Here is a 12076-nt window from a genome sequence, read left to right as displayed (position 1 = left end):
GGGTCAAAAACCATGCTGGCGCAGCAGGCGCGCATAGCTGCCATCCGCCTTCATCGCCGCTATCGCCCGCTCGAAACGTTCGACGATCTGCTGGTGCTGGGGGTGCTTGAGGCTGACCAGAATATGCAGGCTGTTCTCCCCCAGAGGCGGCTCGACCATCTCCACGCCATCGCGCACCGCCTGCGGTTCACGTTGCAGGTTGTAACGGGCCACGTATTCATCCTCCACCGCCAGGTTCACCCGGCCGGCTGCCAGCATGCGCACGGCCGACGAGAAGTTGCGCACCGCCACCTTGTGCAAGCGGGTGTCGCTGTCGAACTCGGGTGAATAGGCATAATCGCGCACCACGGCGATGCTGTAGGGGTACAAATCGGACGGCTGCTGGTAGGCGAAGGCCTCACCCTTGCGTTTGAGCAGGTGAATCTTGTTGTTCAGATAAGCGTTGGAAAAATGCCCGATGCGTGTACGTGAGTCGTTGTACCAGGCATTGATCAACACGTCGTAGCGCCCTTCGCTGACGCCCATCAAGGCCCGTGCCCATGGCGCCTCCTCAAACCCGCTGGCGTAGCCGGCCCGGGTCAGTGCCGTGGTAACGATGCTGGTCGCCAAACCGCCGCCCGGCATGCTTGCATCGGTGAACGGTGGCCATTTGTCTGCCACCAGCCGCAGCTTGTCTTCACCCAGGGCTGGCGCAGCCAGCAGGGCTGCCAGCAATCCCAGAACACCAAGCAGTGGCCGCATGCTCAAGTCCTTTTGCAATGGAGGGCGCACACTGTGTAGGCGGCCTTTGCCGCGACTGCGGATGAGAGTACACAAAGCCGTGGCTCACGGCAGCGGGCAATAGTGTCATTTTGCCTCTATTTTGGCCGAGACGCGCAGGCAATGCCCTGCAGCAATCATCCACTCGTCCACAGCCACAGGATTTGCGATGATCGACGGCCCATTCAAGGAGTTCGCCAATGTCTATCGACTGGCTCTGCAAGCACCACACCGACCTGAGCAAGGACCAGCTCTACGCCATCCTGCAATTGCGCACCGAAGTGTTCGTGGTCGAGCAGCGCTGCAGTTACCAGGAAGTCGATGGCCAGGACCTGGCCGGCGATACCCTGCACTTGATGGCGTGGCAGGATGACAAGCTGGTGGCCTACCTGCGCCTGCTCGACCCGCAATCCCAGGGGGGGGATGTGGTGATCGGGCGCGTGGTGACCTCACCGGCGGCGCGTGGGCTGAAGCTTGGGCATGCGTTGCTGCTGAAAGGGCTGGAGGCTGCCGAGCATTGCTGGCCGGAGACGCCGGTGTATCTGTCGGCGCAGGCGCATCTGCAAGGGTTTTACGCAGGGCATGGGTTCGAAGCGGTTGGCGAGCAATACCTGGAGGATGACATACCGCACATCGGCATGCGTAAGGGCTGAGAAAGCCGGGGGCGTTTTGCGCCCCCACAATCACCGATACCCCAGCACTTCTCGGATCTGCCGCAAATGCTGGATGATCCACTGCTTGTCGATCGCGCCCCAGTCATGAATGCGGTAGTGCCCGGCATGATTGCGCGCGCCCTCCTGCTGCTCGAACTCGCAGATGATATCCAGGTCGGCCAGGGCGGCGATGGTGTCCTGGGCGGTGCGCCGTGGCATGCCGGTGGCCTCCATCAGGGCCGGCACGCTGGTCGCAGTCTGGCTGTCGATCAGCCAGGCCACGTACAGGCGCCGGTAGAAGCTGCTCTTGGTCTTGCTCACTGCCATGCTGCGTGGTCCTTAACAGTTGCCCGGCAGCTCCCGATAGGTCAGGTAGACGCGCAGGTCGAATTCCAGTTGGTGGTAGTCCGGCTCCATGTGCTGACAGAGCTGGTAAAACGCCTTGCTATGGTCGCGCTCACGCAGGTGCGCCAACTCGTGCACCACGATCATGCGCAGAAACTGCGGCGCGGCCTCCTTGAACAAGGAGGCGATGCGGATTTCCTTCTTCGCCTTGAGCTTGCCACCCTGAACCCGCGATACCGCCGTGTTGAGCCCCAGGGCACGGTGGGTCAGGTCGAGGCGGTTGTCGAACAGCACCTTGTCCAGGCTGGGCGCGCTGCGCAGGTACTGCTGGCGCAAGTCCTGGGCATAACTGTACAACGCCTTGTCGCTCTGCACGTCATGGCGGTCGGAGTAGCGACGCTGCAGGTAGCCCCCCAGGCGGTCGCTGTCGATCATCTGCCGTACCTGCTCCTGCAGGTGTGGCGGGTAGGCTTGCAAGTAACGTAATACGGTCATGGCACTGCATTCGGCGGGGCGAATGGCGATTCTAGCCAATCATGGCCGGGGCCAGGAGAAAATCGCCGGGAAGCCGCTGGCATCCGCCGCCGTCATCGGGTGTGCAACCAGAAACCCCTGCACGTAGGCACAGCCATTGGCCTTGAGCCAGTCGGCCTGGGCCGGGGTTTCCACGCCTTCGGCAATCACCGTGATGCGGTAGTCGGCGCACAAGCCGATCACACTGCGCACCAGCGCGGCGTCTACCGCAGAGCCCGGCAAGCGCGCAACCAGATGGCGGTCGAGCTTGAGGGTGTCGATCGGCAAGTCACGCAGCATGCGCAACGAGCAGTCACCGGCGCCAAAATCATCCAGCGCCACCCGCACGCCCAGTTCGCGCAGCCGGTGTATCTGCTTCACGGCCGCGTCGATGTTGTACATCAACGACGTCTCTGCCACCTCGACCTCTAGCTGCGCCGGGTCCAGCTGGTAGTCCTGGATCACCCGCTGCAGCTCCTCGACCAGGCCCGGCATGACGAACTGGGCGCGGCTCAGGCTGATGCCCAGCACCAGCCCCTGGGCAAAACGTTCGCACCAGACCTGGCGCTGGGCCGCGCCCTGGCGGTAGATCCAGCTGGCCAGGCGGTTGATCAGCCGCGCCTCTTCCAGCAAGGGGATGAACAGCCCCGGGGGCACATCGCCAACACTGGGGTGCTGCCAGCGCAGCAACGCCTCGAAACCGCGCAGGTGGCCGTCGGCAAAAGCCACCTGGGGCTGATACACCAGGCTGAAATCGTGCTGCTCGATAGCGGCGCGCACGCTGTCTTCGAGCATCAGCCGTGAGCGCGCCCGGCCGTTGAGCTCCTGGTCATAGAAGCGATACTGCTGACGCCCGGCCTGCTTGGCCGCATACATCGCCGCATCCGCAGCCCGCAACAGGCCTTCGACAGTTGCGCCACAGTCAGGAAAGGTGGCGATGCCAATGCTGACGCCAAGGCATACATCCAGCCCTTCTATCTGCTGGCTGATCGAAACGCGCTCGAGCAGTCGCTCGGCGTAACGCCCGGCCTGCTCGGGGTACGGCAGGCTGTCGAACAACGCCGTGAACTCGTCACCGCCCATCCGCGCCAATAACGCCTCGCTGCCCAGGCAGTCCTTGAGCTGTTCTGCCACCCAGCGCAGCACGCGATCGCCCGCCTCATGACCCAACGAGTCGTTGATCCGCTTGAAGCCATCCAGGTCCATGTACATCAGCGCCTGGGCCTTGTCCGAACGCTCGTTGCGCAGCAGCACGCCCTCGGCAGACTGATAGAAGCCGCGGCGGTTGAGCAGGCCGGTGAGTGGGTCGGTCACCGCCTGGTACTCAAGCTGTTGGTGCAGGTTGCGCACCACCGACATGTCCAGCACCGTCACCACCATCGCCTGCTGATCGGCCGGCAACGGCGCACAGGACAGCGCGACCGGCACCAGTTGGCCACCCAGGGTGCGCAACTGGGCATCGTGCACGCGAAAGATCTGCCGCCCCAGGTAGGCCTGGTAGAAGTCCGACTCGTTCCACAGATTGGCATTGGCCATCTGCACCAGGTCAAGCAACTGGGCGCCCTGCAATTGCTCCACCGCAGCGGCCAGCAAGCGTGAAATGGCCGGGTTGGCGAAACTGATGGTACCTGCGGCATTCACCACCAGAATGCCTTCGGCAGCGTTCTCCAGGATCGAGGCGTTGAATGCCCTCGCCGCTTCCAGCTCGCGGCTCAGGCGTTGCAGCATGCGCCGGTTACGCTGCTGGTCGAGCAGGGCCTGGACCTTGGGCTTGAGAATTTGCGGGTCGAACGGCTTGAACATGTAGTCCACGGCGCCACTGGCGTAACCCTTGAGCACAGCGGCATCGGACTGCTCGTTGGCGGTGAGGAAAATGATCGGGGTCAGCCGTGTACGCTGGCTGCCGCGCATTAGCCGGGCGACTTCGAAGCCGTCCATTTCCGGCATTTGTACATCCAGCAAAACCAGGTCGACGTCGTGCTCGAGCAACGCGGTCAGGGCTTCTGTCCCTGAACTGGCAGTCAACACTTGCCAATCCTGCCGGGCCAGCAAGGCCCGCATACTGATGAGGTTTTCGGGGTAATCGTCTACTACCAGCAGAACCGAGCTGCCATCCACTGGCTGAGGTTGAGGGTGAGCGCCATCCATGCTGCTTCTCTATTTGTGACCGACTTCACATCGCGGTTGGATCCGATAATTACTCTAGACCCGAGTTTGTAACAAGCAATGCAATCAGAACGCTATCAGTGCCTAAACTGTACGGTAGCCGACTAACGGTTGCTCTGCCGTGAATATCTGCGCGCTTGAGCGCGGGCATAAAAAAACCCGCATCGCTGCGGGTTTTTTCAGTGCGGCCTGCGAATCAGTTGACCTTGGCGGCCAACTCACCTTTCAGGTAGCGCTGGTACATGCCTTCCAGGGAGATCGGTTTGATCTTGGAGGCATTGCCGGCAGTACCGAAGGCTTCGTAACGGGCGATGCACACGTCACGCATGGCCTTGACGGTTTCACCGAAGAACTTGCGCGGGTCGAACTCACTTGGGTTCTGCGCCATCAGGCGACGCATGGCACCGGTGGACGCCAGGCGCAGGTCGGTGTCGATGTTGACCTTGCGCACGCCGTGCTTGATGCCTTCGACGATCTCTTCGACCGGTACACCGTAGGTCTCTTTGATGTCGCCGCCGTACTGGTTGATGATCGCCAGCCACTCTTGTGGCACCGAGGACGAACCGTGCATGACCAGGTGGGTGTTGGGGATGCGCTTGTGGATTTCCTTGATGCGGTCGATCGCCAACACGTCACCGGTAGGTGGCTTGGTGAACTTGTACGCACCGTGGCTGGTACCGATGGCGATGGCCAGGGCATCGACCTGGGTCTTCTTGACGAAGTCGGCCGCTTCTTCCGGGTCGGTCAGCATCTGGCTGTGGTCCAGCACGCCTTCGGCGCCGATACCGTCTTCTTCACCCGCCATGCCGGTTTCCAGCGAACCCAGGCAGCCCAGCTCGCCTTCTACCGAAACGCCACAGGCGTGTGCCATGGCAACGGTCTGCTGGGTAACGCGGACGTTGTACTCATAGTCGGTCGGGGTCTTGCCGTCTTCGCCCAGCGAGCCGTCCATCATCACCGAACTGAAGCCCAGCTGGATCGAACGCTGGCACACGTCAGGGCTGGTGCCGTGGTCCTGGTGCATGCACACCGGGATGTGCGGGAACTCTTCGATGGCGGCCAGGATCAGGTGACGCAGGAAGGGCGCGCCGGCGTACTTGCGGGCACCGGCCGAAGCCTGGACGATCACGGGGGAATCGGTCTTGTCGGCCGCTTCCATGATGGCGCGCATCTGCTCGAGGTTGTTGACGTTGAAAGCTGGAACGCCGTAACCGAACTCGGCGGCGTGGTCCAGCATCTGGCGCATGCTAATGAGTGCCATTGTGTATCTCTCTCCCGACAAGCGTCGTTTGTTTCGTGCAAGCCTGCCGCAGGGGCGGTTGCTGTTCAAGTAGTGTGGGCCACCATGGCAGCCCGGCCAGTCACGGTGCCTTGCAGCCCCGCCCAATCAGATCGTTGGTTGCCACCCAGTACACCAGGCCTTCTTCGCCCTTGGTGTGGAAGGCCAGCACGCCATCGCTGTACATCGCGCCCGACGCGCTCGGCTCGGATTTGAGCCGGTAGACCTGGTCGCCGCCACCGAGGCGGACGTCGACCAAGTCCTGCTGCGGGTCAGCGAAGCGCCACAGCACCTCGGCCTGGCTGTCACAGACCCAACGGGTCCAGTCGTCTGCCGGGGCGGGTTGCGCCGGCTGCAGCAGTGAGCATCCTGCCAGTGTCGCCAGGGCCATCAAGGCCATCAGCGCTTTCATTACGTATCCTCTAGATGACCACACAACGGTCGCTTGGTTGCCTGCTCCGACGAAGCGCATCGGTTCAAGGGCAGCCTGGAGCCTTGCGCTGGTGGTCTTCGTCATACTTCTCCAGGCCTTCAGGGCCCACGCGCTTGTTGATGACCGGTACGGTTTCGGCCTGCCACTCGGACTGGTAGCAACCGCCCTTGGGCGGCTGCGCCGGGTCATCGTCCGAAGAGGGGCTGCCGGAGCAGGCACTCAGCAGGCCGGCCAGGATCATCACAGGCAATTGCTTGACCATCAGGTCGCTCCCTTTGCCAGGCGCCGCCATTGTCAGGCTTTAGCCCGCTCTTCCAGGATCGCCACAGCCGGCAGTACCTTGCCCTCGACGAACTCGAGGAAGGCACCACCACCGGTAGAAATGTAGGAGATTTCCTTGCTGACGCCATATTTGTCGATCGCCGCCAGGGTGTCACCGCCACCGGCGATGGAGAACGCAGGGCTTTCGGCGATGGCCTTGGCCAGCACCTTGGTGCCATTGCCGAACTGGTCGAACTCGAACACGCCGACGGGGCCGTTCCACAGGATGGTCTTCGACGACTTCAGCAGCTCGGCGAAGTTGGCTGCAGTCTGTGGGCCGATGTCCAGGATCATGTCGTCAGCGGCAACGTCGGCGATAGCCTTGACGGTGGCTTCAGCGTTTTCGGCGAATTCCTTGGCGACCACCACGTCGACTGGCAGCGGCACGCTGACCTTGGCGGCGATGGCTTTTGCGGTGTCGACCAGGTCAGGCTCGTACAGCGACTTGCCCACAGTGTGACCAGCAGCGGCCAGGAAAGTGTTGGCAATACCGCCACCAACGATCAGTTGGTCGCAGACGCTGCTCAGGCTGTTCAGCACGTCCAGCTTGGTGGAAACCTTGGAGCCGGCAACGATGGCCGCCATTGGCTTGGCCGGGGCCTTCAGGGCCTTGCCCAGGGCGTCCAGCTCGGCAGCCAGCAGTGGGCCAGCGGCGGCAACCTTGGCGAACTTGGCCACGCCATGGGTCGAACCCTCGGCGCGGTGGGCAGTACCAAAGGCGTCCATCACGAACACGTCGCACAGGGCAGCGTATTGCTGCGCCAGTTCGTCGGCGTTCTTTTTCTCGCCCTTGTTGAAGCGCACGTTCTCGAACAGCACCAGGTCACCGGCCTTGACCTCGACACCGGCCAGGTAGTCAGCGACCAGCGGCACGTCGCGGCCCAGGGCCTTGCTCAGGTACTCGGCGACCGGCTTAAGGCTGTTTTCGGCCGAGAATTCACCTTCGGTAGGGCGGCCCAGGTGCGAGCAGACCATTACCGCCGCACCCTTCTCCAGGGCCAGCTTGATGGTCGGCAGCGCTGCCAGGATACGCGCGTCGCTGGTTACCACACCGTCCTTCACAGGCACGTTGAGGTCTTCGCGGATCAGTACGCGTTTACCTTGCAGGTCGAGGTCGGTCATCTTCAACACGGTCATGAATGCAGTCCTTCAGGGCTGTTTGTTGCGGGTTGGGTGAACGACGTGCAGAAAGTGTTCGGCGACGTCGAGCATACGGTTGGCGAACCCCCATTCGTTGTCGAACCAGGCCAGCAGGTTCACCAGGCGGGGGCCGGAAACACGGGTCTGGCTGGCATCGACGATCGCCGAATGCGGGTCGTGGTTGAAATCACAGCTGGCGTGGGGCAGCTCGGTGTAGGCCAGCAATCCTTTGAGCGGGCCTTCCAGCGCTGCCTCGCGCAGCACCCGGTTGACCTCGGCGGCACTGGTGTCGCGGGCGGTCTGCAGGGTGATGTCCAGGCACGACACGTTGACGGTCGGCACGCGTACCGCTTTGGCCTGGATTCGCCCGGCAAGTTCCGGCAGCAACCGCTCGATGCCGCGTGCCAGCCCGGTGGACACCGGGATCACCGACTGAAACGCCGAACGCGTGCGGCGCAGGTCTTCGTGGTGGTAGGCGTCGATCACCGGCTGGTCGTTCATCGCCGAGTGGATGGTGGTGATCTGCACGTATTCGATGCCGAACGCCTGGTCCAGCACACGCAACAGCGGCACGCCGCAGTTGGTGGTGCACGACGCGTTGGACACCAGGCGCTCGCTGCCGGTCAGGCACGCCTGGTTGATGCCGTAGACCACCGTGGCGTCCACGTCCGCCTCGCTGGCCATGGGCTGCGAGAACAGCACGCGTGGCGCGCCGGCATCCAGAAAACGCTGGCCATCGGCGCGGGTGTTGTAGGCGCCGGAGCACTCCAGCACCAGGTCGATGCCCAGGGCGGCCCAGTCAATGCCTTCCGGGGTGGCACTGCGCATTACCTTCACGCAGTCACCATTGATATGCAGACAATCGCCGTCGACCTTCACCTCACCGGGGAAACGCCCGTGGGTGGAGTCGAAGCGTGTCAGGTATTCAAGGCTGGCCTGATCGGCCAGGTCGTTCAGCGCGACAATCTCGAAACCGGCCTTCGCCCCCCGCTCGAACAACGCGCGCAGGACACAGCGGCCGATGCGGCCATAACCGTTGAGTGCAACTTTGTAGGGACGCGGGTGGGACATAGGTAGCTCTTGAACTCCGGCGGTTGAACGGAGCCGCCATGCGGCCCATTCGCGGCACAAGGCCGCTCCCACAGGGTACTGCGGTTTATGCAGATCCTCTGGGAGCGGCCTTGTGCCGCGAATGAGGGCCTGCGGCCCTCACTTTGCCTGTATCAGTCTTCCAGCAGCTCTTCGGCGGTACCCAGGATGTTCTCCAGGGTGAAGCCGAACTCTTCGAACAGGGCAGAGGCCGGGGCCGACTCACCGTAGGTGGTCATGCCGATGATACGACCTTCCAGGCCGACGTACTTGTACCAGAAGTCGGCATGGGCAGCTTCGATGGCGATGCGCGCGCCCACTTCCAGAGGCAGTACCGACTGCTTGTAGGCAGCGTCCTGGGCATCGAACACGCTGGTGCACGGCATGGAGACCACGCGGACCTTGCGGCCCTGCTCGGTCAGCTTGTCGAAGGCCTGAACCGCCAGGCCCACTTCGGAACCGGTGGCAATCAGGATCAGCTCAGGCTCGCCAGCGCAGTCCTTGAGGATGTAGCCACCGCGGCTGATGTCGGCGATCTGCTGGGCGTCGCGGTCCTGGTGCTGCAGGTTCTGGCGCGAGAAGATCAGCGCCGATGGGCCGTCGTTGCGCTCCAGGGCGTTTTTCCAGGACACGGCCGCTTCGACCGCGTCGGCTGGGCGCCAGGTGTCCAGGTTCGGCGTGCTGCGCAGGCTGGTCAGCTGCTCGATCGGCTGGTGAGTCGGGCCGTCTTCGCCCAGGCCGATGGAGTCGTGGGTGTAGACGTGGATCACGCGCTGCTTCATCAGGGCCGACATGCGCACTGCATTGCGGGCGTATTCCATGAACATCAGGAAGGTCGCGCCGTAAGGCACCAGGCCGCCGTGCAGGGCAACGCCGTTCATGATCGCGGTCATGCCGAACTCGCGCACGCCGTAGTACACGTAGTTGCCGCTGGCGTCATGGGCTTCGACGCCCTTGCAGCCTTTCCACAGGGTCAAGTTGGAACCGGCCAGGTCAGCCGAGCCGCCGAGGAACTCAGGTAGCAGCGGGCCGAAAGCGTTCAGGGCATTCTGGCTGGCCTTGCGGCTGGCGATAGTCTCGCCTTTGGCAGCGACTTCATTGATGTAGGCCTGGGCCTTTTCCGAGAAGTCGGCCGGCAGCTCGCCGCTGTCACGGCGCTTGAACTCGGCAGCCAGCTCCGGGTGTGCCTTGGCGTAGGCGTCGAAGCGCTGGTTCCACTCGGCCTCAGCCTTGGCACCGGCGGCCTTGGCGTCCCACTCGGCATAGATGTCGGCCGGGATTTCGAACGGGCCGTGGTTCCAGTTCAGTGCTTTGCGGGCCAGGGCGATTTCGTCGTTGCCCAGCGGGGCACCGTGGCAGTCTTCCTTGCCCTGCTTGTTCGGCGAGCCGAAGCCGATGATGGTCTTGCAGCAGATCAGGGTCGGCTGCTCGCTCTTGCGCGCGGTCTCGATCGCCATCTTGATTTCTTCGGCATCGTGGCCGTCGACGTTGCGGATCACCTGCCAGTTGTAGGCTTCGAAACGCTTGGGCGTGTCATCGGTGAACCAGCCTTCGACTTCACCGTCGATGGAGATGCCGTTGTCGTCGTAGAACGCGATCAGCTTGCCCAGGCCCAGGGTGCCAGCCAAAGCGGCGACTTCGTGGGAGATGCCTTCCATCATGCAGCCGTCGCCGAGGAACACGTAAGTGTTGTGGTCGACGATGTTGTGGCCGTCACGGTTGAACTGCGCGCCCAACACTTTCTCGGCCAGGGCAAAGCCCACGGCGTTGGCCAGGCCTTGGCCCAACGGGCCGGTGGTGGTCTCGACACCCGGGGTGTAGCCGTATTCCGGGTGGCCCGGGGTACGGCTGTGCAACTGGCGGAAGGCCTTGAGGTCGTCGATCGACAGGTCGTAGCCGGTCAGGTGCAGCAGCGAGTAGATCAGCATCGAGCCGTGGCCGTTGGACAGCACGAAGCGGTCACGGTCGGCGAAGCTCGGGTTGCTCGGGTTGTGCTTCAGATAGTCGCGCCAAAGCACTTCGGCGATATCCGCCATGCCCATAGGGGCACCTGGGTGGCCGCTGTTGGCCTTTTGCACGGCATCCATGCTGAGTGCACGAATGGCGTTGGCACGTTCACGACGGCTGGGCATCGCTGATCTCCTGGGGCTTGAATAAGTAGTGAAACGAAAAAAGGCGGTCATTTTCGCCCACTGGGGGGGCTGGGGGCAAACATTAAAGCTGCGAGCGGCAAGCTTTAAGCTGCAAGCGAAAGCAGACCCGCGCGCGGAACGCTCTATTCTTGCAGCTTGAGCCTTGCGACTCGCAGCTCATCGCCAATATCAAAACTTTTTGATATTGGTCTTGCGGGGGCAACGATGCCTGTCTAGACTGCCGCCCCATGAACCTCCGTGCGCAATCGATCCCCGAGCGAAGCGACACACTGGCTGCCCTGTGCAAAGCCAGTGGCGATGCGCTGCGCCTGAATGTCTTGCGTGCACTGGCCAGCGATTCGTTTGGCGTACTGGAACTGGCGCAAATCTTCGACATCGGCCAGTCCGGCATGAGCCATCACCTCAAGGTACTGGCCCAGGCCGAGCTGGTGGCTACCCGCCGCGAAGGCAACGCCATCTTCTACCGCCGCGCCCTGCCCGACAGCCTGCGCCTTGGCGGGCGCCTGCACACGGCGCTGCTCGAGGAGGTCGACGACCTGACCTTGCCACCGGCGGTACAGGCACGTATCGCCCAGGTGCAGCAGCGCCGTGCGGCCACCAGCCAGGACTTCTTCCAGCGCGTGGAAGAAAAATTCCGCGCCCAGCAAGACCTGATCGCCGGCCTGCCGCAGTACCGCGAAAGCCTGCTGGCCATGCTCGACAAACTGAATTTCGGCCCGGCTGCCAGTGCACTGGAGGTAGGCCCCGGCGACGGCGGCTTCCTGCCGGACCTGGCGCGGCGCTTCGGCACGGTGACCGCGCTGGACAACAGCCCGACCATGCTCGAGCTGGCCCGCCAGGTCTGCCAGCGTGAAGGCCTGGACAATGTGAACCTGCAGTTGGCCGATGCACTGGATGCAACGGATGTGGCAGCCGACTGCGTTGTGCTGAACATGGTCCTGCACCATTTCAGCGACCCGGCCCTGGCCCTGCGCCTGCTGGCCAAACGGGTGAAAGCGGGCGGCAGCCTGCTGGTCACCGAACTGTGCAGCCATGACCAGGGGTGGGCGCGGGATGCCTGCGGCGACCTCTGGCTGGGCTTCGAACAGGACGACCTGGCCCGTTGGGCCAACGTTGCCGGGCTGGTCCCCGGGGACAGCCTCTACGTGGGCTTGCGTAACGGTTTCCAGATACAGGTCCGCCACTTTCAGCGGGCGACTGGCGACATACACCATCGGTAAATTTT

Annotated in this window: 12 protein-coding genes; 2 read left to right on the top strand and 10 right to left on the bottom strand. The window is 63.1% G+C overall.

The window, feature by feature from the left end:
- Positions 1 to 3: 3 nt before the first annotated feature.
- A complete protein-coding gene (locus HU770_RS08965; RefSeq protein ID WP_186652819.1) occupies positions 4 to 741 on the bottom strand; it encodes a transporter substrate-binding domain-containing protein in 738 nt (245 codons plus the stop codon).
- A 218-nt stretch (positions 742 to 959) separates the two neighbouring features.
- Between HU770_RS08965 and HU770_RS08960 the strand changes: the two genes are divergently transcribed.
- Complete coding sequence (locus HU770_RS08960) at positions 960 to 1412, top strand: GNAT family N-acetyltransferase (protein ID WP_186663504.1); 453 nt, start codon at positions 960 to 962, stop codon at positions 1410 to 1412.
- Between the two features lie 30 nt (positions 1413 to 1442).
- Here HU770_RS08960 and HU770_RS08955 read toward each other — a convergent pair whose 3' ends face one another.
- The 9 genes from HU770_RS08955 to tkt form a co-directional block, all read right to left on the bottom strand.
- On the bottom strand, positions 1443 to 1739 hold the full coding sequence (locus HU770_RS08955; RefSeq protein ID WP_186663503.1) for a winged helix-turn-helix domain-containing protein: 297 nt from the start codon (positions 1737 to 1739) through the stop codon (positions 1443 to 1445).
- Positions 1740 to 1751: 12 nt separating this feature from the next.
- Positions 1752 to 2252, bottom strand: coding sequence for a M48 family metallopeptidase (locus HU770_RS08950; protein WP_186663502.1), 501 nt, complete (start codon positions 2250 to 2252; stop codon positions 1752 to 1754).
- A gap of 39 nt (positions 2253 to 2291) precedes the next feature.
- A complete protein-coding gene (locus tag HU770_RS08945; protein ID WP_186663501.1) occupies positions 2292 to 4418 on the bottom strand; it encodes an EAL domain-containing protein in 2127 nt (708 codons plus the stop codon).
- Positions 4419 to 4632: 214 nt separating this feature from the next.
- On the bottom strand, positions 4633 to 5697 hold the full coding sequence (fba, locus tag HU770_RS08940; RefSeq protein WP_016501943.1) for a class II fructose-bisphosphate aldolase: 1065 nt from the start codon (positions 5695 to 5697) through the stop codon (positions 4633 to 4635).
- Positions 5698 to 5797: 100 nt separating this feature from the next.
- The gene (locus HU770_RS08935; RefSeq protein ID WP_186663500.1) at positions 5798 to 6127 is read right to left on the bottom strand and encodes an MliC family protein; all 330 of its coding nucleotides are present in this window, start codon (positions 6125 to 6127) and stop codon (positions 5798 to 5800) included.
- A 64-nt stretch (positions 6128 to 6191) separates the two neighbouring features.
- Complete coding sequence (locus HU770_RS08930) at positions 6192 to 6410, bottom strand: hypothetical protein (RefSeq protein WP_033702581.1); 219 nt, start codon at positions 6408 to 6410, stop codon at positions 6192 to 6194.
- 32 nt (positions 6411 to 6442) lie between these two features.
- Positions 6443 to 7606, bottom strand: a complete 1164-nt coding sequence (locus HU770_RS08925) for a phosphoglycerate kinase (protein WP_186663499.1) — start codon at positions 7604 to 7606, stop codon at positions 6443 to 6445.
- Positions 7607 to 7618: 12 nt separating this feature from the next.
- Entirely contained in the window at positions 7619 to 8680 is a 1062-nt protein-coding gene (epd, locus tag HU770_RS08920; protein WP_033701881.1) for an erythrose-4-phosphate dehydrogenase, read from the bottom strand.
- 152 nt (positions 8681 to 8832) lie between these two features.
- A complete protein-coding gene (gene tkt / locus HU770_RS08915) occupies positions 8833 to 10830 on the bottom strand; it encodes a transketolase (RefSeq protein ID WP_033701882.1) in 1998 nt (665 codons plus the stop codon).
- A gap of 248 nt (positions 10831 to 11078) precedes the next feature.
- On the opposite strand from tkt, the gene HU770_RS08910 reads away from it, so the two are divergent.
- Complete coding sequence (locus HU770_RS08910) at positions 11079 to 12071, top strand: metalloregulator ArsR/SmtB family transcription factor (RefSeq protein WP_033701883.1); 993 nt, start codon at positions 11079 to 11081, stop codon at positions 12069 to 12071.
- Positions 12072 to 12076 lie beyond the last annotated feature (5 nt).

Source organism: Pseudomonas sp. SWRI68 (assembly GCF_014269165.1).
GTDB lineage: Bacteria > Pseudomonadota > Gammaproteobacteria > Pseudomonadales > Pseudomonadaceae > Aquipseudomonas > Aquipseudomonas capeferrum.
This window is presented reverse-complemented; position numbering and strand designations above follow the sequence as displayed.